Annotated in this window: 22 protein-coding genes; 17 read left to right on the forward strand and 5 right to left on the reverse strand. The window is 47.7% G+C overall.

The window, feature by feature from the left end:
- Nucleotides 1–339: 339 nt before the first annotated feature.
- Entirely contained in the window at nucleotides 340–876 is a 537-nt protein-coding gene (gene thpR / locus FCL48_RS23515) for an RNA 2',3'-cyclic phosphodiesterase (protein WP_136876326.1), read from the forward strand.
- 110 nt (nucleotides 877–986) lie between these two features.
- Nucleotides 987–1,937: a hypothetical protein gene (locus FCL48_RS23520; RefSeq protein WP_136876328.1), complete on the forward strand. Its 951-nt coding sequence runs from the start codon at nucleotides 987–989 to the stop codon at nucleotides 1,935–1,937.
- 91 nt (nucleotides 1,938–2,028) lie between these two features.
- Here the strand turns inward: FCL48_RS23520 and FCL48_RS23525 are convergent, their stop codons facing one another.
- A complete protein-coding gene (locus FCL48_RS23525; protein WP_136876330.1) occupies nucleotides 2,029–3,033 on the reverse strand; it encodes a hypothetical protein in 1,005 nt (334 codons plus the stop codon).
- Nucleotides 3,034–3,258: 225 nt separating this feature from the next.
- Here FCL48_RS23525 and FCL48_RS23530 point away from each other — a divergent pair, with 225 nt between their 5' ends.
- The gene (locus FCL48_RS23530) at nucleotides 3,259–3,552 is read left to right on the forward strand and encodes an antibiotic biosynthesis monooxygenase (protein WP_136876332.1); all 294 of its coding nucleotides are present in this window, start codon (nucleotides 3,259–3,261) and stop codon (nucleotides 3,550–3,552) included.
- 310 nt (nucleotides 3,553–3,862) lie between these two features.
- Here the strand turns inward: FCL48_RS23530 and FCL48_RS23535 are convergent, their stop codons facing one another.
- The 4 genes from FCL48_RS23535 to FCL48_RS23550 all read right to left on the reverse strand — a co-directional run bounded on the left by FCL48_RS23535 (nucleotide 3,863) and on the right by FCL48_RS23550 (nucleotide 8,538).
- Entirely contained in the window at nucleotides 3,863–4,390 is a 528-nt protein-coding gene (locus FCL48_RS23535) for a hypothetical protein (protein WP_136876335.1), read from the reverse strand.
- Nucleotides 4,387–6,000 (reverse strand): sulfatase, encoded by a 1,614-nt coding sequence (locus FCL48_RS23540; protein ID WP_136876336.1) that lies wholly within the window; start codon nucleotides 5,998–6,000, stop codon nucleotides 4,387–4,389. Before FCL48_RS23540 ends, FCL48_RS23535 begins: the two co-directional genes overlap by 4 nt.
- The gene (locus tag FCL48_RS23545) at nucleotides 5,975–6,865 is read right to left on the reverse strand and encodes a VanZ family protein (RefSeq protein WP_136876338.1); all 891 of its coding nucleotides are present in this window, start codon (nucleotides 6,863–6,865) and stop codon (nucleotides 5,975–5,977) included. The genes FCL48_RS23540 and FCL48_RS23545 overlap by 26 nt, the downstream gene beginning before the upstream one ends.
- A 521-nt stretch (nucleotides 6,866–7,386) precedes the next feature.
- Entirely contained in the window at nucleotides 7,387–8,538 is a 1,152-nt protein-coding gene (locus FCL48_RS23550) for an amidohydrolase (RefSeq protein WP_205747813.1), read from the reverse strand.
- Between the two features lie 250 nt (nucleotides 8,539–8,788).
- Between FCL48_RS23550 and FCL48_RS23555 the strand changes: the two genes are divergently transcribed.
- From FCL48_RS23555 to FCL48_RS23620, 14 genes are all read left to right on the forward strand, one after another.
- Complete coding sequence (locus FCL48_RS23555) at nucleotides 8,789–9,625, forward strand: sulfide/dihydroorotate dehydrogenase-like FAD/NAD-binding protein (RefSeq protein WP_136876341.1); 837 nt, start codon at nucleotides 8,789–8,791, stop codon at nucleotides 9,623–9,625.
- A gap of 49 nt (nucleotides 9,626–9,674) precedes the next feature.
- On the forward strand, nucleotides 9,675–11,087 hold the full coding sequence (gene gltA, locus FCL48_RS23560; protein ID WP_136876343.1) for an NADPH-dependent glutamate synthase: 1,413 nt from the start codon (nucleotides 9,675–9,677) through the stop codon (nucleotides 11,085–11,087).
- A 645-nt stretch (nucleotides 11,088–11,732) separates the two neighbouring features.
- Nucleotides 11,733–12,092 (forward strand): NADH-quinone oxidoreductase subunit A, encoded by a 360-nt coding sequence (locus tag FCL48_RS23565; protein WP_136876345.1) that lies wholly within the window; start codon nucleotides 11,733–11,735, stop codon nucleotides 12,090–12,092.
- Nucleotides 12,083–12,595, forward strand: a complete 513-nt coding sequence (locus FCL48_RS23570) for an NADH-quinone oxidoreductase subunit B (RefSeq protein WP_136876347.1) — start codon at nucleotides 12,083–12,085, stop codon at nucleotides 12,593–12,595. The genes FCL48_RS23565 and FCL48_RS23570 overlap by 10 nt, the downstream gene beginning before the upstream one ends.
- Before the next feature lies 1 nt (nucleotide 12,596).
- Nucleotides 12,597–14,312 (forward strand): NADH-quinone oxidoreductase subunit D, encoded by a 1,716-nt coding sequence (locus FCL48_RS23575; RefSeq protein ID WP_136876349.1) that lies wholly within the window; start codon nucleotides 12,597–12,599, stop codon nucleotides 14,310–14,312.
- Nucleotides 14,309–14,815, forward strand: coding sequence for an NAD(P)H-dependent oxidoreductase subunit E (nuoE, locus tag FCL48_RS23580; RefSeq protein ID WP_136876351.1), 507 nt, complete (start codon nucleotides 14,309–14,311; stop codon nucleotides 14,813–14,815). The genes FCL48_RS23575 and nuoE overlap by 4 nt, the downstream gene beginning before the upstream one ends.
- 13 nt (nucleotides 14,816–14,828) lie before the next feature.
- Nucleotides 14,829–16,109, forward strand: coding sequence for an NADH-quinone oxidoreductase subunit NuoF (nuoF, locus tag FCL48_RS23585; RefSeq protein ID WP_136876353.1), 1,281 nt, complete (start codon nucleotides 14,829–14,831; stop codon nucleotides 16,107–16,109).
- Between the two features lie 8 nt (nucleotides 16,110–16,117).
- Entirely contained in the window at nucleotides 16,118–17,680 is a 1,563-nt protein-coding gene (locus FCL48_RS23590; RefSeq protein WP_136876354.1) for a 2Fe-2S iron-sulfur cluster-binding protein, read from the forward strand.
- Nucleotides 17,667–18,953 (forward strand): complex I subunit 1 family protein, encoded by a 1,287-nt coding sequence (locus FCL48_RS23595; RefSeq protein ID WP_136876356.1) that lies wholly within the window; start codon nucleotides 17,667–17,669, stop codon nucleotides 18,951–18,953. Before FCL48_RS23590 ends, FCL48_RS23595 begins: the two co-directional genes overlap by 14 nt.
- Nucleotides 18,954–18,964: 11 nt before the next feature.
- On the forward strand, nucleotides 18,965–19,489 hold the full coding sequence (locus tag FCL48_RS23600; protein WP_136876358.1) for an NADH-quinone oxidoreductase subunit I: 525 nt from the start codon (nucleotides 18,965–18,967) through the stop codon (nucleotides 19,487–19,489).
- 4 nt (nucleotides 19,490–19,493) lie between these two features.
- Entirely contained in the window at nucleotides 19,494–20,003 is a 510-nt protein-coding gene (locus FCL48_RS23605) for an NADH-quinone oxidoreductase subunit J (protein ID WP_136876360.1), read from the forward strand.
- Nucleotides 20,000–20,296: an NADH-quinone oxidoreductase subunit NuoK gene (gene nuoK, locus FCL48_RS23610; protein WP_136876362.1), complete on the forward strand. Its 297-nt coding sequence runs from the start codon at nucleotides 20,000–20,002 to the stop codon at nucleotides 20,294–20,296. Before FCL48_RS23605 ends, nuoK begins: the two co-directional genes overlap by 4 nt.
- 4 nt (nucleotides 20,297–20,300) lie before the next feature.
- Entirely contained in the window at nucleotides 20,301–22,214 is a 1,914-nt protein-coding gene (nuoL, locus tag FCL48_RS23615) for an NADH-quinone oxidoreductase subunit L (RefSeq protein ID WP_136876364.1), read from the forward strand.
- Between the two features lie 13 nt (nucleotides 22,215–22,227).
- The gene (locus FCL48_RS23620; RefSeq protein ID WP_136876366.1) at nucleotides 22,228–23,751 is read left to right on the forward strand and encodes a NuoM family protein; all 1,524 of its coding nucleotides are present in this window, start codon (nucleotides 22,228–22,230) and stop codon (nucleotides 23,749–23,751) included.
- Nucleotides 23,752–23,758: the final 7 nt, after the last annotated feature.

Consider the following 23,758-nt stretch of genomic DNA (forward strand, 5'->3'; position numbering starts at 1 on the left):
TTTATCATTTTCTCCATGACCTGCCTCCTTGGTTTTGGCTCTGAGTTGATTGATGTTTCAATCAACTTAATCCACGCTGACAAGGTAGGCAGGTCTTTTTTGCCCGAGTGTTAACCATGATATCTATAAGTCATGACCCCAACCCGCCAGATCAGGCTTCAACATAATCCAGAATATGTTTGATGACCACTTTAGACAGTTTGTCAGGTATGATATGAGACAACACCTCATGCTTATTCAGGTGGTGGGATGTTCTGATGTCTTATTTGGGCACTTCATCATTCTTAGCAACGAAGAAACAAAGGGGAAAACGTAACGCGGAAGACCACGGAGAAAAAAATGATTCGACTGTTTGTTGCCATAGACATTCCGGAAAATATCCGTCAGGAGGTACAGGGAATGGGCCGGTCAATTCCAACAGGGCGACCTGTTCCCGAAAATCAGCTCCATATCACCTTGAAATTTATTGGCGAGGTGGATGGGACGACATTCCTCGACATTCTGGATGTTCTCGGGAAAATTAATCAGCCAAAATTTTCACTTTGTTTAAAAGGGGTCGGCGTTTTCCCGCCACGAGGGATACCGCGCATTCTCTGGGCCGGAGTGCCCCCTGTACAAAACCTGGTCGCTCTTCGAAAGAGTATCGAACGCGAACTTGCAGAAATCAATATTCCGAGAGAAAAAAAGAAATTCTCTCCGCACCTGACCCTGGCTCGACTCAATAACCCACCAATAACAAAGCTGCAACAATTCCTGGCAGGTAACGCCCTTTTGAAGACCTCGGATTTTCCTGTTCAGACATTCAATCTGTACTCAAGCCAGCTGACTCCAAAAGGGGCAATTCATACACTGCAGAACACCTACCCGCTCCGCTGATCTGGTTTTTCCTGAATTTTCGCCACCGCCACAAATTGTCAAGGTACAATACCTGTAACACATTAAAAAATAAGATTGAGTCAGGTTGTTTCATGCCTATGATATAACGCATGGACAATATAACAATATGCTACTCCACACATCGACCTGAAACCCTTGGTCTCACTGCAAGAATCATTGAAAATTTTGATATTATCATTCTCGAAGAGCCTCCCCATAGAGATTTTAGCTGTGTACTGAATGGAAACATTGACATTGAGGTACACCTCCTTGAGCTGGACGTCGGATATCCTGCCTTTACTGCTGGCCAATACCGACTTTTACGGGAATTTCATAAGAGTGGTAAAGAGATACGGCAAATCGAACCGTATCTAAAAGAGCTGCTGGAAATCCAATACTTTTTTGCAAACGATCATCACCCTGACGAAATTGAGCCCGGCACCGTTGCTCACTCAGTTTACCGTGCAGAGCGTCTTGCAACAGGAACTCTCATTGACTATTACAAGGAGGTCCGGGGAGATAATTTTTTCAAAATTCTATCGACAATGAATGCATTTGCAAAGGCAGACGCACAAAGATTCATCCTGCGCGACTGCTTACGGGCAGAACATATTTTGAGTGAGTTAACGTACGGAAAAAACACCTACATCGAGGCAGGATCAATACACCTGCTGTTGGAACAGTTGATAGCAAAGGGTCTTGGAAAAAATCAACATCTTACCATCCATTCAATCGATAAGGAAGTTCTTCAGTTGCTGGGCAACCAGGGTGATCTTTTCAGTCCTGGCGATGAGCTGACATTAGGCTATATCTCCGGTAAGACCATCGAAAAACCACAATGGCAACGACTCTGTTCCCAGGCACTTATATACTCAAAGACCATCAGAACCGAAGAAATCAGTAGCGGGGATATCAAATTTCCACATACACAAAACGAGCTTGAGACCATATCCATGGTAAAAGAGTTATCAGTGGCAACCTGTGAGACGCTATTCCATCGCATACGCGCTCTGCCTGCGAAAAAGGCTGCAGAGATCGTCAGAAGTTATCCCAACCATTAAAGCCTGGGACCCGAAATACAACAAGGAGATTTAAAGTGTCAGGCAGGTGATTGTCAACTGCAACGCTTGGAATCCTTTGCTTCTTCCAGCACTAATAGGCGATAAAGGTTGCATCCCGACTGTCGTCGCCTGGAAACCGGCACTGTGCCAGGGTCAGTTCGTTGGCCTTGTCGTCTGAGGCATCAGTGAGGACATTCATCCAATCCAGACGCATTGAAAATCTTTGAATATCCATACTCTTTTCCGGAGTGGTCAGGTGGTCTACCAGAATTTTCAGCCAATCCTCCGGTTTATCCTGTCCTCCACTTGCTTTGGCAAACTCATCTTCCGAACTTTTAAGCGCCTCTTCCACTTCTTTGAGTTTTTCAAAATCTACCGGGCTGGTATGGCCAAAAGCATTTTTATCTTGGTTTCCATTAGAGAGCAGGTGTGACATCGCATGAAGCCGCTCGATATGCTTTCGCAACTCGCCAAGGCTGGTCCTCCTGGTTGCAAGCTCTGTTGAGATAGCTTCAAGAATCAACTGGAAACATAATTGCTCAAGTTGTAACTTTGTTGATTCCAGGCTTGTGGAAAGCCCGGCTATTTTATGTTCACTAAACGTCACAGATTTCATCTGAGCATCGCGCATTATCATTTCACCCTGAATTTTCGGGCCAAAAATTATCGACTCCCGGTGAACCATCGTCAAAAGCGCGTATCGTTCTGCTCCCTCTGGAATGACCTCACCTATACTGCGCTCTTCTTTTGCTAAGAGATCTTTTAAAGACACCGCTCCTATAAAGGCCGCATGAATGAGCGGATCAGCATCAAAGTTAGACTTATTGAGGTGGATGGGCCCCGGAATATTCTCCACTATAGTTTTACAGTGATCCAGGCAGACCTGAATCGGCCCTTGCAGCTGTTTTCCGTATCCTCTTGCCAGCCGGATCTTTGGATCCACAGTTTCAACCACATGTTCTATGAGTTCTTTATCCGCTTTCCGCTCATGGAGCCAAACCCCTAACCTATGAAACATTGACCCTGAAACCTTTGCGGCTTTCTTCGCCATCTCCTCGGTCTCCTCTATTTTTCCTTTCATCCTGCTTCGTTTCATCTTGCCGCTTCTCCATATTGAATCTTTATCTGCCATCCCCGAGGAGCATTTCACATTACAACCGGTAAAACACATCAGCTGCAATAGACAATTGTCATCTTAGCGATAAATCAAAAAAAGCACCGCTCAAAAATTTAGCAGGATAAACATCTGCGTTAGTGATAATATTAATGGTGATCATTCATGTTTCCACAAACTTTGTTTCTCTGATATAGGAGAACTACTATGAGTACTAAAATCATTAGCAGGCGAAATTTTCGACTCGACAAAAAGGATGAGTTAATCCCGTTACTTAAAAAGTTGCGGAAATCTGCAGAAAAACAGGAAGGCTTCGTTTCACGCTCAACCTATTCAAACCTCAACGAATCAGGCGAATACCTCGTTATCAGTGAATGGCTGACGCTTGAGGACTGGAACCGATGGATGGACAAAAAAAAGACAAGAAAGATTCAAGGTAAGATTGATTCTCTTCTTGGTGAAAAAACATTTTTTGATGCCTACCAGGAAGAAAAATTTTAAGACAGCGTCGATCAGCCATACATCGTCGTTTCTTTAAGTATTTATCTGGAGAGAAGGCCTACCAGGAAAAGGTCCGAGAAGAGCAGGTTGTTCTCAGAGAGCGCTAAATCACGCCTGTCTCATTCCGGATTTCTTCCATGAGAAGGCTTGTAACGCTGCACCTGCGAAAAAATCTATTGCCCCGAAGGGTGAGATTTTGATTTGAAACAAAAAACACTCTGTTTTCTGCGATGTTCAATTTTATAAAATGAAATCAAGTGGTTGAGTTCGTAATCAAAATACTCATGGGAAATGCCGACTAATCCTCCCGTCAAAATTCCTTGCCCCATACCTTTTTTTGAAACCGGCCTCGGTGTTTGTGATAATCTCTTGGTCCGACAATACCTAATTGGCTGTTGCGGCCCCAGATCGGGCTTTTTGCAATTTCCGGGTAGCGGTTCCAATAGATCTCTGCCAGTTCTTTTTCAAGAGTCAGGTCTTTTGGGTAGTCAACTGGTTGAAAAATACGGCCCTCCCGTCTCCCATGCTGCTGGTAATGATCTCTTGGCCCCCATATTCCCATAGGCCCATTTTCACCCCAATACCGATCTTTTCTTACATCCTTGTAACGCAGCCAGTATCCTTTTGCGACAAGCTTTTCCTGCTCAAGATTCTGATCGTGACTTTCAATAAAAGTCTGCAGATATTTTTTTTGGGCCTCCTCGCTGGGATTAAAAACAGGCGAGTGGATCAATCCACAGCCATAATAATAGAGGCTGACAACCAGAGCCATAACAGTTATGGCTGCAAGCACAAAAGAAATGGCCGGACTGGCTGCCTTTTTTCCTTCTACTTTCATGGCAATGCCTCCAGTTCAAGCCAGGGACCAAAATCACCTCCAACCTCCTTTACCCGAATACTGAAAGGGTTGTTTGGCACAATCCAGGTATTCCAGTATATTTGACTGATATTCCCGAAATCTTTACGGTTTCCATCGACCTTCAAAGATCCCTGAATTACTTTTGCACCATGGCCTGCACTGTATTCAAGAAGATAGGAACGCTCGGGCGCCCCACTCCACTCCAGATAAAATCTGCCATCAAGGCTGTCATAGGTAAATTGGTTTGAACTGCTCGGATAGACCCATTTGGGAATGTCTCCTCCAGTATTTACAGATCTCTCCCCCATACGTCCTGGGAAAACCTTCCTGGTTGTTATCTGTTCTTCCAACCTTTTCTGTAGCGCCCTGGCACGGTCCGGATATTGACTTGCCAGATTATTCTCCTCACCCGGGTCTGAGCCAAGGTCGTAAAGGTACAGCTCTTCCGCCAAGCCCGTCGAGTATTGCCTGAGCCTTATTTTCCAGTTGTTTTCGAGCAGGCTGTATTCAAAGTACCTGATCGCAGCGGAATCAGGTTCAGCAAAACCGCCACTGCTCGTCATCGCCGTCCAGACCTGATCTTTGTTTCTACTGCTCAGAAAATTTTTACCCTGGAGCTTATACTCTGGTCGTATATCCAGAAGGTTCATGAGTGTTGGCATAACATCTACATGGGACACAGGGCGGCCAAGATCCAGACCGTCCAACTCAAGAGATTGAAGGGATTCGGGTAACCAGATAAAAAAGGGAACACGCACTATCTCTTCATGCAGATGCCCCTCTAGGGTGGTTGATGCGTGACCCACCATCCCTCTCTCACCGTGTTCATCACCATGGTCCGCTGTCACAATGAGAATAGTGTTCCGAGAGAATCCACCTGAGGTGTAAAATTCATACAGGGTGCTGAACCAGCGGTCAAACTCCTGAATATTGGCCTGATGGAGTTTGTGGATCAGCTCAATGTCTTCTTTTTGAAAACTACCCTCTTCTGCGTGTATCGCTGTATCTCTTGTAATAGCAAGGAGTTGCGGAGACAAATCCAAGCGACTGGGATCTTTATGGACAGCACCTCTGGTATAGGGAAGATGTGTGTGCACATAATGGTACCAAAGGAAAAACGGGTTTTCATCCAGCTGCTGCCTGGCGAGCCAGAGTAAAGGATCAGGGGAATGGCTGTCTAATGAAACACCGAGATTCTGATAAATATCCATGGCCATAAAAGGTTGCAGACCATTAACCGTATAACCTGCCTCCACCAGCTGTTCAAGTGGAAGGTATGTCTCTGGCTCGACACTTTGCCCTCTGGTATGAACTCCTGACTCGAACGGGCTGACTCCAGAGAGTAGAGAAACAATACTACTTCCAGTCCAGGCCGAATTAGCGCGATAGTTAGAAAATCGTAACCCCTGTGCAGCGGCTTGTAAAAGATGAGGACAGTTTTCGTGGGTTACCATGTCATTGCGCAGGCTCTCAGCAGTAATCAGGATGACATTTATCTTCCGCTTTCGCTCGATATTCTCATGAACATTGAATGCCATAAGAATAAAGAAAATCGTGCTAAGGCTAATAAAAAGAGACCTGAAAAACATTGGTCATCACCGGATAGATGAGGAGGAGAAAAGTCGTCCAGCTGATTGCTGCAATACCGTGACGCAGTTCCAAATTTAAGTAGCTATAACAGCTGCTATAGAAGACTATGGATGCTGAAAGTGGCAGAAAAATCCATAAAGGCAGGATCTGAAGTCTAAAGGCAGATATCGGTGTGATCGTCAATATTACTGCAAATAGTAACCAGATATAATAGCAGACTGGAAGCAGAAGGTTTTCTCTCCTGTTAGAGTCTTGCGTGTAAGATGTTGAAAAGAGATGCAACCCATGCCAGACACAGCTTCCCGCTATGGCAGACACAGCGTTTACTGTGATGTCCCGTAAACCATAGGTTCTTTGCGGGTGAAGTCCCTGGAGGAATTCATCGTGTACTCCACACATAATTGTGAAAAAACATGATGCAAAAAGCAGGTAGCCCCCAGAATGGTTCCGGGAGAGTGTAAATCTGACCAGAAGCGAGAGGAGAAAGTATTCAGTGACATGAATGCGCTTTGCTCCAAGGCTTGGCTCAGGAATAAAAAGAGCAATTACCGCGAGTGCCGCGCCAAACAGAACCAGGCCCCAGCGAATTGCACCAGGATCACTTTTACTTTTGCGGATAATTGCATAGGTGAAGAGTGGTATTGCCACCACAACCGATAGAATCGGCAGCCAGGTAATGAATCCCACACCAAGCTGTTCCCGCATATATTTATAAATCGCATATAATTGGACATAACTCACGGTTACGAGGGCACAAGAAAGATAAAGAAGGGATAGACACAGAGGTGAAGTGCACTTCTTTGAGGACGAAATCCGACGTAACGGGCTTTCATACGAATGACCGGGCACAGGTAATGTAGACATTTTCCTCACCATGACGGTTCAAAATCCAGGAGCTTTTTATCATAATATTAACCTACTCCCTCATTGATTCCCTGCCTTTGTTATAGTAGCTAAAATTATGAGCTGCAATGATATTGTTCCACTTCACTGGCGGAGAACTTTCTGATTTTTCAGAGTCATTACCAACCAATCACCCATTAAATTTCAACAAAAGTGCCCTGATACCTGCTTTTTAAAAATGACCACACCCCAATCCACTGTTATTAAATGTGGGTGGAGCAAAACATACGTGCTCACAGAGAAGAAGAGATAATTTTGCAGGAAAAATGCGGATAGAGCTTGTGGAAATCAGGACCTCTTTGTATGCAATGCAAGCAAAAACCTTTACTTCATTTTAAGCCACTGTATCGGTTGAGCGATGACAACGACACCGAGACGATCAGCGCCTTCATGAAAACTGGCGCAATCAGATAATAGGTGTAGCGCGCCGAAAACACGTAGAGCGTCCCAGCGACATGAGCCCAAGCCACCAACCCGAAATTTCAGGGTAAAGGTGCACCAACCAACAATGACAGAGCAGAAACCACTGGTTCGATAAGCTGGTCGTTAAAATCATAGGTACTGTTATGACAGGGTATTGAATAACGTCCCCCGTCTCCCGCCCCCACAAGAACGAAAGCTCCCGGTATTTTTTCCAGATAGTAACTGAAGTCCTCCGATGCCATCAATGGTACTGCTGTTGTAAGGCACTGATAATCTGCACCGAATACTGCGGCAAGAGCTTTGTCAAAATGATCCGTTTCATCGGGGGTATTGATAACCGACGGGTAGCGCAGACTGAAATGTACATCCGCCTCTACATCATACCCTTTTGCAATGGAACATGCCGCCTGTTCAATAAGTGCACCTATCTTATGAAGACCTTCTGTTGATCCAGCACGAACCGATCCCTGGAGAACCGCCTTGTCGGGAATGACAGTCAACCCGCTTCTCGCATCAATGGAGGTGACACTGACAACCACAGCCTGCTGGGGGGAGGTTCTGCGACTGACGATCTGCTGCAGACCAAGGGTTATAGCTGCAGCAGCCAGAACAGGATCCCTACAGATCTCAGGTTGACTGGCGTGCCCGCCGCTACCTTTAACCACAATTGTAAAGCTGGCGTTCGCTGCCATAACAACTCCTGGTTTGCAGACCACCTTACCATATGGGATCGCAGGCCAGTTATGCCAGCCGAAGATTTTATCAATCCCCTCAAGGGCGCCGTCTTCAATCATTGCCTTTGCGCCAAATCCACCCTCTTCAGCAGGCTGAAAAATCAAAGAGACAGGACCAGGCAACGCCTTCTCATTCACCTTCAACCAATGCGCTATAGCCAGTGCGACCGCCATATGCCCATCATGACCGCAGCCATGCATACAGCCCTGTTCAGTAGACCTGTGAGCAAAAGTGTTGGCTTCTTCCAGGAAAAGACCGTCCATATCCGCCCTCAGAGCCAGATGTTCACCCGGAGCATCCTGTGCCAATTGGGCTACAATGCCAGTCTTGGCGCAGCGGCGCCATCTGATCTCCAGTCCATTAAGCCTTTCTGTAAGATACTTAAATGTCTTAAATTCCTGCCAGCAAGTCTCTGGTATTACATGCAATTCCCTTCGACTCGCTTTACTCTCTGCAATTATCTGCTTCCACGACATACCCATACTCCCCACAACATTTCTGCTTCAACGCCCTTGTCTCATGCTCATCTGTTAGCACAATAAGCATATTTTTCATATATTTTTTACAACAATTACATAATGATATCCTGGAAGGTTTTACAGCAAAACAACAATAGATGTTGATAAAAATACCACTTTATGATTATTTAACTGTGGAAAACTGCCCCAAGAACAGAGTGTTTTTTTGCTTGTAAAATTCAATGGTTTTTTACACCCGGAGGGAAAAATGTTTAAGATTGTGAGACGCGAAGAGATGGCAGAGGGAACTGTTATTCTCAATGAAATCGAGGCTCCCTTGATTGCTAAAAAAGCTCGACCCGGCCAGTTTGTCATCCTCAAAGCCAACGAGGAGGGTGAAAGAATCCCTCTTACCATGGCAGAAACAAATCCCGAAAAAGGGACCATTACAATTATATATATGGTTGTCGGAAAATCCACCGCATTATTCAGAGATCTTGCAGTGGGCGAAGGGTACATGGATGTTATCGGTCCCTTGGGCAAGCCTACCCATCTTGAAAAACTCGGCAAGGTCGTCTGCGTAGGCGGAGGCACAGGTGTTGCCGTACTTCATCCAATTACCCGTGGCTTAAAAGATGTCGGTAACGACGTCACATGTATCATCGGTGCCCGCAATAAGGGTCTTCTCATGATGGAAGAACAAATGAGAAATGCATCCCATGATCTCAAGCTATGCACAGATGACGGTTCGTACGGCCATCACGGTTTTGTTACAGATGTTCTCAAAGATGTCCTTGAAAAAGAAGACATTAAACTGGTTGTTGCCATCGGCCCCGTCCCTATGATGAAAGCCGTCTCCAACCTCACCAAACAATACAACGTGGAAACCATGGTCAGCCTCAACCCCATTATGGTTGACGGGACTGGTATGTGTGGCGGATGCCGTGTAACGGTCGGTGGAGAAACCAAGTTTGCCTGTGTTGACGGTCCTGAGTTTGACGGACACAAAGTTGACTATGATGAATTGATGCTCCGGCTAAGAGCCTATGCTGCGGAAGAAAAGAAATGCCTCAACGACTATTGCACCATTCGCGACGCTAAATAAATTTTTCCATATCTTATAACTGTGGAGTTGAATGTCTAGGGAGGACATTATGGCAGAAACAGCAACAAAAGACAAAAAAGCTGGCAGAGTTGCCATGCCGGAACAGGACCCCCATGTCAGGGCAAGAAATTTCCTTGAAGTTCCAACCGGATACACCGTAAAAATGGCCCAGGAAGAGGCGGCCCGCTGCCTGCAATGCAAAAAACCCGCCTGCGTAACCGGTTGCCCGGTTGGTGTTGATATCCCCGGATTTATTGAATTAATAACCGAAGGCGATTTTACCGGTGCCATCCGTAACCTGTGGTCAAAAAATGCACTCCCTGCCGTGTGCGGCAGAGTCTGCCCACAGGAAAGTCAGTGTGAAGGAAAATGTATTGTAGGTAAAAAAGGCGAGCCTGTCGCCATCGGCAACCTTGAAAGATTTGTCGCAGACTATGAACGTGAGCACGGCACCGGAGAACTCCCTCCCAAGGCCGCACCCACCGGCAAAAAAGTTGCTGTCGTGGGTTCCGGCCCATCTGGTCTTACAGTTGCCGGTGATCTCGTCACCAAGGGCCATGATGTGACAATCTTTGAGGCCTTCCATAAACCCGGCGGTGTTCTCATTTACGGCATCCCTGAATTTCGTCTGCCAAAAGCAATTGTCGCCCAGGAAGTTCATTTTCTCGAGAGACTTGGCGCAAAACTTGAGTGTAACGCTGTTGTTGGCCGTACCGTTTCTTTAGATGAGTTGTTTGAACAAGGCTACGAGGCTATTTATATCGGTGTCGGCGCCGGTCTGCCGAGATTTATGAATATTCCTGGTGAAAACTACGTCGGTATTCTTTCGGCAAACGAATACCTCACCAGAGCAAACCTCATGAAGGCGTACGAATATCCAAAGGTGGACACCCCTATTCCTCTTGGCAAAAACGTGGTAGTTTTAGGCGCAGGCAACGTGGCCATGGACTCTGCCCGTACCGCCATGCGTCTTGGTGCCGAGAGCGTTAAAATAGTTTATCGACGTTCAAGAGAAGAGATGCCCGCTCGAAATGCTGAAATTCACCACGCCGAAGAAGAGGGTATTGAACTCTTTCTCCTTACCAATCCGACTCAGTATCTCGGGGATGAAAATGGTCGACTCATCGGTATGGAATGTTTGAAAATGGAGTTGGGTGAGCCTGATGATTCGGGCAGACGACGCCCCGTAGCCATCAAAGGCTCCGAGTTCGAACTTGCCTGTGACCTCTGCATTGTGGCGGTTGGCTCAGGGGCAAATCCACTGCTCACAAGTGAGACTCCAGACATGGCTCTCAACAAGTGGGGTAACGTTGTTACTGACCCGGCAACGGGTAAAACCACCAAGAAAGGTGTTTGGGCCGGTGGAGACATTGTTACCGGAGCCGCCACCGTTATCCTTGCCATGGGGGCAGGAAGAGAGGCGGCTAACTCTATCCACAATTATCTCTCCCTTGGTTGGTAATTAACATATTGCTATTAATCAATAAATGTCACCTGATTGCATATTAATCAGGTGACGTTTCTACATTTCTTTTCCGTATCTTCCATCCTGCATTTTCTCTTTTTACCCGCATTTCTTTTTAATCATACCTGGAAAAGCCAATTTTTTTTCCGCAAACAACGATTACCAACCTCTTGTTTTATCAACATATAATTTCTGAACTTATTTGTCTGTCACTCCCCTGATAACCCAAAAATATACTTTTCTGCACATCATTTTTTGTGCTTATTGTGCTACGGGCTTAACATTAACGAGAACTATTCCCATAAGAAAACAACTATGAATCAGCGAATTCGGCCTATCTGCCTATTTATTCTCAAATAATCCCTCCAAAGGTATTATCATCCTTCTAGTGTCAGATTGACCCATATTGCACATCTTGTCTAAAAAAGAACCAATCCAAGCCCAACCCGCACATACCGCGACAGCCCAATGCACAACAATTTCACAGAAATATCACTTAACTAGCTGTTAGCTCTAATAAAAATTATTCTTGACATGCCATAGCCCCGACTGTTAATGAATACCTATTCAGAATGATTTTCTACTTTCCTCCGCCCGTTTTTTTGGGTGCATGGTATAAAAAAAGCAGTGAGAGGGTTAGCAATGTCATCAGAACTGTTTTATTCAGCACTAGCGTTATTTCTTATCGCTGCGCTCGTTCCCTGCCTGATGGTCGCGACTACAGTCCTCGGCCCGCGCTCCAAAGGCAAAATCAAAAATGAGGCCTATGAAAGCGGCGTCGGTCCTACCATCGGCTCCGTTGACCAGAAATTCAGCGTCAAGTTCTATCTCCTTGCAATTCTCTTTCTCATTTTTGACATAGAAGCTGTCTTTATGTATCCCTGGGCTGTGTCATTGAGGGAACTTGGCTGGTTCGGATTTATAGAAATGGTTGCGTTTATGCTGCTGCTTCTCACTGGACTCATCTATATCATCAAGAAAGGGGTGCTCAATTGGCGTTAGGACTCGAAGCAAATCTCGGTGACACAGTCATCACGACCAACCTGGATGTTGTTGTCAACTGGGGAAGACAATACTCACTGTGGCCATTCGTCTTTGGAACTGCGTGTTGTGCAATCGAATTCATGAGTGCAGCAGCAAGCCAGCATGACGTCTCTCGCTTTGGAGCGGAAGTTGTACGGTTTTCACCCAGACAGGCTGATCTCATGCTTGTCTGCGGCACAATCACCTACAAACAGGCGCCAATACTGAAACGGATATACGAACAGATGCCCGATCCGAAATGGGTCATCGCCGTAGGTGCCTGCGCAAGTTCCGGCGGAATATACAACAACTACTGTACCGTTCAGGGCATCGACACCATTATTCCGGTGGACGTATATGTATCCGGTTGCCCACCACGGCCAGAAACCATTCTGGATGCTTTGATACGACTCCAGGACCAGATCAAGGGCGAAAGCATTCTGAAAGATCGCCATAAAGACTTTAAAGGGATTCTCGACTGATATGAATACGACGGCTTTAGAAAAAATCCAAGCCGCGTTTCCTGATGCGATCTGCAAAGTCGCTCTGGATTCAGTGGTAATAAACGTTCAGCCGGAAAACCTGGAACCGACTCTTTCCCGACTGAAAAATGATCCGGATTTTAATTGCACATTACTCGCGGATGTAACCGCAATCGATTATCTCGAATACCCAAAACACCAGGGCCCGAGATTCAGCGTGGTTTATACCATGCGTAACTGGGAAGACAATTTACTGCTGCAGGTGAAAACTCCGGTTGCGGATCCTGAAGTCGGGGTATCAAGTGCGGCCCATCTATGGGGCGCGGCACTCTGGGGCGAAAGAGAAGCATACGATCAGTACGGCATTAACTTTCAGGGACATCCTGACCTGCGCAGAATCCTCAATCACTGGCAGTTTAAAGGTCATCCTCTCAGAAAAGACTACCCGATTGAAAAGCGCCAGATCTGTTATGAAACCGATAGCCTGGAACCTGAGATTCGAGCACGGCTTGCCAAGAAAGGTGTCGATGATCAGACCCTCAAGGATATCAACACTGAAGTCATGTTCCTCAATCTCGGGCCATCCCATCCGGCAACCCATGGTGCCATCCGGATTCTAACTGCCCTTGATGGTGAAACAATTCTCGCCAATGTCAATGAAATAGGCTATCTCCACCGCGGATTTGAGAAAAATTCGGAGAAAATGACCTACAATCAGATCATCCCCATGACAGACAGGCTCAACTACTGTTCATCGATGATCAACAACATTGCCTACGTTAAGGCCATTGAATCATGGCTTGGTGTTACAATCACCGAACGTGCCCAGTTTATGCGGGTGGTGCTGACTGAATTTTACCGTGTTCTCGATCACCTGGTGTGTATCTCCGCCGCTTTTGTCGATATCGGTGGCCTGACCGGCTACTGGTATCTCTACAATGAAAAAGAAGCCGCCTATGATTTTATCAGTCGGCTTACCGGAGCACGCCTTACCAGTAGTTTTACCCGCGTAGGCGGAATGTACCGTGACTTTTATGATGGTTGGAAAGAAGATATGGAACATCATATCAAGACAATCGAACAAGGTATTGATGACGCCTTGACCCTGATTGCAGCCAACCGTATTCTCCACGACAGAACGCAGGGTGTCTGTGTGATCTCCGGCGAGACTGCACTCAGTTATGGTGTAACCGGCCCGGTCCTTCGTGCAAGCGGTGTCCCCTACGACCTTCGTAAGGATGCACCATATTACAATTACGAATCCTTTGATTTTGAAATACCTGTCGGATCAACCGGTGATATTTACGATCGATTCATGATTCGTTTTTTCGAGATGAAAGAGTCCATCAGCATCATACGCCAGGCAATGAAAAGCATACCTGAAGGTCCGATCAATGTGACCGACAGCCAGGTTGTGCTGCCGAAAAAGGAAGACGTCTACAGCAATATTGAAGGACTTGCCAACCACTTCAAACTGATCTTTGAAGGCGTTAAGACTCCACCCGGTGAATGGTATGACGCCTTTGAGGCGGCCAACGGGGAGCTGGGGTTTCATTTTGTCTCAGATGGCTCGGGAAAACCATACAAACTAAAGGTGCGCCCACCATGTTTCTACACCATGGGCGCCTTCCACAAGATGGTTGAGGGTAACATGATTGCTGACGCCGTCATCAACCTCAGTTGTATTAACATTATTGGTGGGGAGTTGGACAGATGAGTGACCGTTCACAACTGATCTCTACAGGAGAACCCTTCGAGTTCGACAAGAAGAGGGATGCGGAATTTGAGCGTCTGATAAAGCGTTACCCGACAAGGGAGTCGATGATTTTGCCTGCCCTCTGGCTCACCCAGGAGCAGGAAGGTTGGGTCAGCCAGGAGGCCATTGGCTATATTGCAGATCGTATCGGAACATTTGCCGCCAAGGTGTATGAAGCCGCAACCTTCTACACCATGTACAACCTCAAACCCACTGGAAAATACCACATCTGTGTCTGCAGAACTCTTTCCTGCTGGCTCAGAGGCAAGCAGGAGATAGTCGACTATCTGCGGGATGAGGTGGGTGTAACCCCTGGCAAAAAGACTGAAGACGGTAAATTCAGCCTGGAAGAAGTTGAATGTCTTGGCCACTGCGGTACTGCCCCGGTTGTCCAGATTAATGGCGAATTCTACGAGAATATGGACGTAGAACAGCTCAAGTCGCTACTGGCAACCCTGGAATAGGAGGCGAATGGATATGGAAGTTAGAATTCTCAGTGCCAAGTTCGACGTTAAAAACTCCAATCAACTGAAAACCGCTCTCAAACATGGGGCCTACGAAAACCTCGACAAACTTTTTGCCATGCAGCCTGCCGAGGTCATTGAAGAGGTGAAAAAAAGCGGGCTCAGAGGAAGAGGCGGGGCCGGTTTTCCAGCGGGCGTAAAATGGGGTTTTCTGCCAAAAGATACAGGCAAACCGGTCTATCTCACGGTCAACTCCGATGAGTCTGAGCCTGCAACCTTCAAAGATCGGTATATCCTTGTCAAAGATCCCCATATGCTGATTGAAGGCATTATTATCTGCAGCTATGCCATCGGCTCCAACGACACCTACATCTACATCCGTGGTGAATACACCACCCAGGTAAAAGTGCTTCAGGAGGCAATCGATGAAGCCTACAAGGCAGGCTATCTCGGGGAAAAAGTTGCAGGGCACGACTACCGCGTCGATGTCACAGTCCATAGAGGGGCCGGAGCGTATGTGTGCGGTGAAGAAACCGCACTTCTTGAATCCATCGAAGGTAAAAAAGGACAGCCACGCTCCAAGCCACCGTTTCCAGCTGTGGCCGGACTTTACGGCTGCCCGACAATCATCAACAACGTCCAGAGTATCGCCTCCCTGCCCTTCATCATGAAAGAAGGGGCAGACGCCTATAAGGCCTATGGAACGGAGAAAAGCCCTGGTACCCATCTCTTTGGCATCTCCGGGCATGTTGAAAAGCCCGGTATGTATGAACTGCCCCTTGGTCTGCCACTGCTTGAAGTAATCGATAAGGTAGCCGGTGGGGTCTGGAAGGGTCGTAAACTTAAAGGTGTAATCCCAGGTGGAAGCTCCACTCCGGTTCTACTCCCTGAGGAAGCAGCCACAACAACACTTGACTATGAATCCATGGCCGAACACAAAACAATGTTTGGCTCCGGGGGTATCGTCGTCCTCGACGAGACCGTCAACATAGTGGAACTCGTCCAGAACCTGATCAATTTCTACCACCATGAGTCCTGCGGTCAATGCACCCCCTGCCGTGAAGGACTTGGCTGGATGAAAAAAATTACCCAGAAAATTTTAAAAGGTGAAGGCAGTATGGCCGATGTCGACCTGCTGCGTGAGCTCTGCGATAACATAGAGATGAAAACGGTCTGCGTCCTCTCAGCTGCCTGTACCATGCCGGTGCGAAGCTACCTGGACAAGTTCAGACACGAGTTTGAGGCATATGTTACAGAAAACGAACCTTCAGTAGCAGAAGCGACAGAGGAATAGGGCATCCCATGGCTGACAAGATTAAACTTTTTGTAAATGGAGAAGAGGTCGAGGTCGAGGCAGGAAAAAACCTGATCGACGCCGTTGGTGCCGTTGGCATTGAGATACCTCATCTATGTTACCATCCCGCACTTGGTGCTGATGGAAATTGCCGTATGTGCCTCGTTGGCATAGAAGACGGCAGACCACCTCTGGTGCCTGCCTGCAAGACCCCAGCCCAGGAAGGGATGAAAGTCCTCCTGGACGCTGAGCATATTAAAAAGATTCAGCATGACGTCATGGAGTTTGAGCTGATCAACCACCCCATCGATTGTCCGGTCTGCGACCAGGCTGGCGAGTGTAAACTTCAGGACTACTACATGTCCTGCGACCAGAAGCCGAGTCGCATGACGGTTCCTCAGGTCACCAAAAACAAGAAAATGGATTTCGGCGGCGGGGTTATCCACGATCAGGAACGCTGCGTGGTCTGCGGCAGATGTGTCCGCTTTCTCCGCCAGATCACCAAAACCGGCGAACTCGGGATTATCAACAGGACCGATGACGCAAGGGTCAACATCTTCCCGGGCAGACCGATTGACAACCGCTACGGCATCAACGTCGTCGATCTCTGTCCCGTTGGAGCAATGACCAGCAGTGATTTCCGCTTCAAGCAGCGGGTCTGGTTTTTGAAAAAGGCCTCTGGAGTCTGTCACGGATGTTCAAAAGGGTGCAGCATCACCATCGATCACAACAAAGAAAAGAACAAGGACGACATCATCTACCGATTCCGCCCCCGGTTCAACGGACAGGTGAACGGATATTTTATCTGTGACGAAGGCCGGTTAAGCTACAAGAGCGAAAACGAAAACCGATTGACCGCAGCCTTTATCGGCAAAGTCGAACGTGAAATCAGTGATGTCCTGACCGCAGCTAAAAAAGAGCTGGAAATGAGCAAAAAAGCGGTCTTTCTCATCTCCCCTGACGCAAGCCTTGAACAGATGGTTGCAGTAAAGGCCCTTGCAGCCAAACTTGGCGCAACACTGTCAGGCTACAGCGACGGTTATATCAAAAAAGGAGATGGTGACGATTACCTCATTCAGGATGATAAAGCCGCCAACCGACAAGGTCTGCTGCTTCTTGGCATTGATACAACAAAAGAGAGTTTTGAAAAAGCGGTCAGCGAAGCGGATCTCTTTGTCAATTTTGCCAGTGATCTCAGCCGCTCCTATGAACAGGATGCCTTAACCAAGCTGCTTACAGGCAAAAAAACAATTGTCTGTGCCACCCATGAAAGCGCCTTTAACGGCCAGGCTACCATAACCATCCCGGTACGCTCCTACAGTGAATATTCGGGATCTGTGATCAATTGCGACAATATTCTGCAGAGATTTGAAAAAGCCGTAACCAAAAATAATGAGCTTCTTGATATCTGCGAGGTCGCAGCAGAGTTTGGTTGTCCATTGCAGACTCCTGCTGAGGCATATGCAGAGCTGCAGCAGGTCATTGGAATGCTCAAGGAATATCAACCTGCCACAATACCGGCGGAAGGATTGAATCTAAACGATAGCGAGGCTGCAAATGTCACTGCTTGATATTTTTATGATTGCCATCCGGGTCGCGTTCAGCGCCTTTGTACCCCTCTGTTTTATAGCGGTGTGCGTATGGATGGAGAGGCGGGGAGCGGGGTTTTTCCAGGATCGATCCGGCCCAAACAGAGCCGCTATCTTCGGTTTCAGGGCAGCAGGCCTTGTCCAGAATGCCGCTGATGGAATTAAGCTCTTTTTCAAGGAAGACCTTATTTCCGATCACATCAAGCACAAATTTTTCTTTGTTCTGGCCCCCATTATTGTTTTCTTCTGTGCGGTCATGTCCTTTGCTGTTGTCCCCTTTGCTGATACCCTGGTACTTGGGGGTAACAGCTATGTCATGCAGGGCATTCCCATGGATGTCGGCATTCTCTGGTTCCTCGCCATTGCTGGATTTTCAGTCTACGGCATCATTCTCGCCGGCTGGTCCTCCACTAACAAGTACGGCATACTGGGTGGCCTGCGATCAGCAGCCCAGGTTATCAGCTACGAAATTCCCATGGGCCTCTCTTTAGTCAGTCTGCTGATTGTCTACGGAACGGTGAATCTCAGTGAAATGGCGCAGTTTCAGGGACAGTTACTCTTTGGTTTCATCCCCATGTGGGGTGCGGTCCTGCAGCCCCTTGGTCTTATCATCTTTGTTATAGCCGCCTTTGCTGAATGTAACAGAACCCCCTTTGACCTCGCAGAAGGTGAAAGTGAGATCGTTGCCGGTTTTCATGTCGAATACAGTGCCATGAAATTTGCTGTCTTCTTCATGGGGGAATATGTGGCCATGTTTGCCTCAAGCGCCATTATCATCACCCTCTTTTTCGGTGGCTACCAGATACCATTTCTCAACACCCAGGCCCTTATTCATCTGGCTAAACCGGTTGCCTTTCTCCTGATGATAGGTCTGCCTGTCGTAATGTACTATTTTGCCGGCTGGATCAGAAGAAGCAACGTCAGCCATTATGAACGTGAGAACGATCCACGCGTCTTTGAAGCAAATGTTTACATCAAGTGTTTCTGGGGTCTGATTGCCATTATTGAACTGCTGCTTCTGGCAATTCTCCTCATGCAATCAGGTGGTGCAGCCACCCATATCTTCGTGGCCTTACTGCAGATCTGCACCTTTCTTGTCAAGGTGACCATGATGATTTTCGTCTATATCTGGGTACGCTGGACCCTACCGCGTTTTCGATACGATCAGTTACAAAAATTGGGATGGCAGATGCTCTTACCACTGGCACTTCTGAACATCTTCATTACAAGCGCCGTCGTCGTGGCGCTCGGCTAAAGGAGGGTGACATGGGAGCAAAAGTCAAAACCATAGAACGGAGAGGTTCAACCCTCACTGAACGAATCTATCTCATCGAAATTTTTAAAGGAATGGCCAGAACTCTGCGCCACCTTGTGAGAAATCTCCGGGATAATAAAAAATTACTCGTCCGCCACTACCCGGAAGTACAACCCGAAATCCCTGCTCGCTGGCGCGGTCGTCACCGGCTCACCAAGCACGATGACGGGACCGTAAAATGTGTTGCCTGCTTTATGTGCCAGACCAACTGTCCGGCCGAGTGTATCTCGATTACCGCTAAAGAGCGACTGGATGACAAGGCCGAAAAAATGCCTGCCAGTTTCAACATCAATCTGTTGGAATGTATTTACTGCGGTTACTGCGTTGAGGCCTGCCCGCTCGATGCAATCCGCATGGATACCGGGATCTTTTCGGTAACCGATAACAACAGACAATCATTTATTATAGGACTTGAGGAATTGCTCACAACTCCTGGGGCCTACTCAGAAGAAGATTACAAGAAAGGGGGCGCTTGATATCATGTTTGCCGAGGTATTATTTATCGCATTTGCCGCGCTGTCTGTGCTTGGTGCCATGGGGCTGATCCTGTTTCGTCATCCGATGAAAGGGGCGATGAGCCTTATTGTTACGATGATTTCTCTGGCGGGACTCTATGCTCTGCTCTCCGCCAAGCTGATCTTTGTTCTTCAGCTCATTGTCTACGCTGGCGCCATCATGTCACTGATCCTCTTCATTATCATGTTCCTCAACATTCAGGACAATGATCTTCCCGTCGAAGAAGGACGCTTTCTCTACCTGGCCGGTGGAATCGCCGTCATCATCCCCATCGCCAGCTTTCTCATCAAGATAGTCAATGGTCTGCCGGATTCCCAGGTCACCATCGTGGGCAACGGCTTTGGCGGAGTGAAAGAAGTCGGTCTGATACTGTTTCAGGACTGGCTCCTTCCATTCGAAATCGTTTCACTACTCCTGCTTGTCGCTCTCATCGGGGCTGTCGTGCTGGCGGGTAAGAGGAGGTTAGTCAAGTGATTCACGATTATCTCATTCTCAGTGTCATTCTTTTCTGCCTTGGAATCTTAGGGGTTATTACGAGAAGAAATGTCTTCACAGTCTTCATGTCCATAGAGTTGATGCTCAATGCTGCCAACCTTGCTTTCATCGTGTTCTCTCGAGTTCACGAAAGCATGGACGGACATGTTCTGGCGATGATGGTCATGGCGGTTGCCGCGGCAGAAGCAGCACTTGCCCTGGCAGTGGTCATTTTGCTTCACAAGCACAAAGGTAAACTGGATACCAACGTATTCAGCCTTTTAAAAGGGTGATTTCATGGAACATAGCGCAAATTATCTTGGACTGATTCCCCTGTTGCCCCTTACAGGAGCACTGGTCATCGGTCTGTTACACATGATGACCTGTACCGGGAAACCGTTGCCGGAAAAACTCTACAGCACCCTAGCCTGTATCGGGCCCCTGCTCTCTTTCTTCATGGCCCTGGTGGTTTTCTTTCACCTCAGAGACATGGCGCCGGAAGACCGTTTTCTCAGCCACATCGCCTTTACCTGGTTTGCGATAGGCGACCTTCATGTCGACATGGGTTTTCTTGCCGACCCGTTGAGTGCACTGATGCTGATCTTTGTCTCGTTTATCGGCTCACTCATTCACATCTACTCCATCGGCTATATGGCAGGAGACGAGAATTATGGAAAATTCTTTGCCTACCTCAACCTCTTTCTTGGCTCCATGCTCATCCTGGTGCTTGGCAACGGACCCGTCGTTATGTTTGTGGGCTGGGAAGGTGTCGGACTCTGCTCGTATCTGCTGATCAGCTTTTACACCAAAGACACGGATAATGTCCTTGCCGGCAACAAGGCTTTTATCGTCAACCGTATCGGTGATCTTGGTTTTGTACTTGGGATGTCTTTTCTTTTCTGGGCCATCGGCTCCGGCGGTTTTGACTATCTTTCACTGAAAGAAAACACCCACCTGCTCACTCCGGGCATTGGCTTTGCTGTCTGCCTGCTCCTCTTTGTCGGAGCCTGTGGTAAGTCAGCCCAGATACCACTGTATGTCTGGCTCCCAGACGCTATGGCCGGTCCTACCCCTGTATCGGCGCTCATCCATGCTGCCACCATGGTAACAGCAGGTGTCTATATGGTCGCCCGCTTCAGCTTTATCTATGCACATGTTCCAGCGGCTGGAACTATTGTTGCCTGGGTAGGTATTCTCACAGCACTTCTGTCTGCAATTTTTGGCATGTTCCAGAAAGACATTAAAAAGATCCTCGCCTACTCGACAGTCAGCCAGCTGGGTTACATGTTTGCAGGCGTTGGTCTTGCCGCCTATTCCGCTGGTATCTTCCATGTCTTTACCCATGCTTTCTTCAAGGCCCTGCTCTTTCTTGGCGCCGGTTCCGTCATCTATGCCCTGCACCATCAGCAGGATATCTGGAAGATGGGTGGCCTGAAAAAGAAAATGCCCACAACCTACGCAACCATGCTCATCGGCGCCCTGGCCCTTGCCGGCTGTCCTCCGTTCTCTGGCTTTTTCAGTAAGGATGAAATCCTTTTCTCAGCCCTTGCCTCAGGACATCCCGGCATCTGGTTTATTGGAGTTACGGTGGCTGGAATGACCGCCTACTATACCTTCAGGATGATCTTTCTGGTTTTCCATGGTAAGCCACGGGATCAGGAAGCCTACGACCACGCCCATGAGCCACCGCCGGTCATGACCGTACCACTCATCATCCTTGCCGCTGGTGCCGCTTTTGCCGGCGTCCTCAACCTGCCTGGGATCTTCGGTGGTCATATGTCTGTATCCCACTGGCTCGCCCCAAGCCTTGTTGAACATCATCCCCACGCCAGTGTCTGGGTTGAACTGTTTGCCATGCTTGCAAGCATCGCGGCTGTCGTTGTTGGTATTACCATTGCCTACAAAAAATTCAGCCAGGGTGCAGAAGAGCCTGTATTCACGGGCTTTGCCAAGTTTGGTTACCACAAATTTTATGTGGATGAAATCTACAACGCCGTTTTCGTTCAACCCTACAAGGCTATCGGATCGCTTATCTCAAGAATATTTGAGCCTAACGTCACAGATATCCATGTGAAGTTGAGCACCTGGATCTATAAAAAATGTGGAAAAGGCTTCAAGGTACTTCAGGTTGGATACGTTCGGGTCTATGCGATTTACATGGTCATAGGGCTGAGTCTTATGAGCTTCTTCTTATCTCAATCGATTAACTAGGTAAGGTGTAAGAATGTTTGAATATGCCCTTTCAGTCATGATCTTTTTGCCAATCCTCGCAGGTCTGTTACTGCTTCTCTGTCCCGTCAGCAAAGGAGCCGCCCGAGCCATTGGCTTCATCATTTCCGTGGTGATTCTTTTTATCGGGATTGAAATCTTCCTTGGCTTCAGCGGAAAATCTGGGATGGAGTATGTCGAACACCATTCGTGGATTCCATCCCTTGGGGTAAATTACGCACTCGGCATTGACGGAATCAGCCTGCTGGTCCTGGTGGCAGCGACCTTTCTCTTCCCCATGGTTTTCAGTGTCTTTAAAACCAAAACAAAAGGTTTTTACGGCAATCTCCTCCTTGCCCAGGGTGCAATGATCGGGGCAATTGCCGCGACTGACCTCATTCTCTTCTATGTGTTCTGGGAGATTATGCTTTTACCGATCTTCTTTATGATCGGCATCTACGGCGGAGAAAAACGACTGCCAGCAACCCTGAAGCTGACTATCTATACCATCGCTGGCTCCCTGCTGATGCTGGCTGCCCTCATCTATGTCGGCACCTCCTACCATGAACAGTTTGGCAAATGGAGCTTTAACATCGCTGATCTCAGTGCACTCAGCCTTGGTGGCGGTTTTGCCGTCCTGGCCTTTCTCATGTTCATGGTGGCCTTTGCTATCAAAATCCCACTTTTTCCATTCCATACCTGGCTCCCTGACGGTTATACCGAAGCACCGACTTCAGCCACCTTTGTTCTTTCTGCCATCATGGCAAAGATTGGAGTGTATGGAGTTATTCGTTTTGTAATCCCGGTATTTGAAATAGAATTTACCCGCTTTGCCGTCCTTTTCTCACTGCTCGGGGTGGCTGGCATGATGTACTGCGGACTTGCTGCAATTGCCCAGAAAGACATGAAACGGATGCTGGCATTTTCTTCCGCCTCGCATATGGGTATCATCGCCCTTGGCGTCTTCTGCTTGAACGTCCAGGCACTGGCTGGAAGTCTTTTCCAGATCATCGCCCATGCAACCAGTACCGGCGTCCTGTTCCTCTTTGTCGGCTTAATGGAAGAGCGGCTTGAAAACAGAGATATCGACAGCCTGGGCGGCATTGCCTACAGGGCTCCCGTCTTTGCCACCTTTTTTGCCATAGCCATGCTTGCCTCAGTCGGTTTACCGGGCACCAGTGGCTTTATTGGAGAATTTCTCATTATCCTTGGTGCAATTAAGTTCAGTTCCTTTATAGGATTTCTCGCCGGAACCACTCTGGTGATCGGAGTCTGTTACATGCTATGGATGTTCCAACGGGTATTTTTTGAGAAAAGTAAAGAGAGTACCGACTCTTTTGCCGACCTGACAACTGGCGAGATCCTCACCTTTGTACCAGTTATACTTCTCATCATTGGCATGGGTATCTTTCCCCAAAGCTTTTTAGAGAAAATCGAGCCAACGGCCCAGCAACATATCGCGCAGATCAGCGCAGTGAGCCAGAGTCAAGTTGCCGATACAACCGTCCAGAATCCAGGGCATAACAACCATAAGAATTAAGACAGGG

Source organism: Desulforhopalus sp. IMCC35007 (assembly GCF_005116575.1).
Taxonomy (GTDB): domain Bacteria; phylum Desulfobacterota; class Desulfobulbia; order Desulfobulbales; family Desulfocapsaceae; genus Desulforhopalus_A.

Bases quoted from the DNA above. Each gene is read 5' to 3' on its own strand.
- FCL48_RS23565 (WP_136876345.1), top strand. From the start codon at position 11,733: ATGTCATCAGAACTGTTTTATTCAGCACTAGCGTTATTTCTTATCGCT.
- FCL48_RS23530 (WP_136876332.1), top strand. From the start codon at position 3,259: ATGAGTACTAAAATCATTAGCAGGCGAAATTTTCGACTCGACAAAAAG.
- FCL48_RS23535 (WP_136876335.1), bottom strand. From the start codon at position 4,390: ATGAAAGTAGAAGGAAAAAAGGCAGCCAGTCCGGCCATTTCTTTTGTG.
- FCL48_RS23575 (WP_136876349.1), top strand. From the start codon at position 12,597: ATGAATACGACGGCTTTAGAAAAAATCCAAGCCGCGTTTCCTGATGCG.
- FCL48_RS23595 (WP_136876356.1), top strand. From the start codon at position 17,667: ATGTCACTGCTTGATATTTTTATGATTGCCATCCGGGTCGCGTTCAGC.
- nuoE (WP_136876351.1), top strand. From the start codon at position 14,309: ATGAGTGACCGTTCACAACTGATCTCTACAGGAGAACCCTTCGAGTTC.
- FCL48_RS23605 (WP_136876360.1), top strand. From the start codon at position 19,494: ATGTTTGCCGAGGTATTATTTATCGCATTTGCCGCGCTGTCTGTGCTT.
- FCL48_RS23525 (WP_136876330.1), bottom strand. From the start codon at position 3,033: ATGAAACGAAGCAGGATGAAAGGAAAAATAGAGGAGACCGAGGAGATG.
- FCL48_RS23550 (WP_205747813.1), bottom strand. From the start codon at position 8,538: ATGTCGTGGAAGCAGATAATTGCAGAGAGTAAAGCGAGTCGAAGGGAA.
- thpR (WP_136876326.1), top strand. From the start codon at position 340: ATGATTCGACTGTTTGTTGCCATAGACATTCCGGAAAATATCCGTCAG.
- FCL48_RS23620 (WP_136876366.1), top strand. From the start codon at position 22,228: ATGTTTGAATATGCCCTTTCAGTCATGATCTTTTTGCCAATCCTCGCA.
- FCL48_RS23555 (WP_136876341.1), top strand. From the start codon at position 8,789: ATGTTTAAGATTGTGAGACGCGAAGAGATGGCAGAGGGAACTGTTATT.
- nuoL (WP_136876364.1), top strand. From the start codon at position 20,301: ATGGAACATAGCGCAAATTATCTTGGACTGATTCCCCTGTTGCCCCTT.
- FCL48_RS23540 (WP_136876336.1), bottom strand. From the start codon at position 6,000: ATGTTTTTCAGGTCTCTTTTTATTAGCCTTAGCACGATTTTCTTTATT.
- gltA (WP_136876343.1), top strand. From the start codon at position 9,675: ATGGCAGAAACAGCAACAAAAGACAAAAAAGCTGGCAGAGTTGCCATG.
- FCL48_RS23520 (WP_136876328.1), top strand. From the start codon at position 987: ATGGACAATATAACAATATGCTACTCCACACATCGACCTGAAACCCTT.
- FCL48_RS23590 (WP_136876354.1), top strand. From the start codon at position 16,118: ATGGCTGACAAGATTAAACTTTTTGTAAATGGAGAAGAGGTCGAGGTC.
- FCL48_RS23545 (WP_136876338.1), bottom strand. From the start codon at position 6,865: ATGTCTACATTACCTGTGCCCGGTCATTCGTATGAAAGCCCGTTACGT.
- FCL48_RS23600 (WP_136876358.1), top strand. From the start codon at position 18,965: ATGGGAGCAAAAGTCAAAACCATAGAACGGAGAGGTTCAACCCTCACT.
- nuoF (WP_136876353.1), top strand. From the start codon at position 14,829: ATGGAAGTTAGAATTCTCAGTGCCAAGTTCGACGTTAAAAACTCCAAT.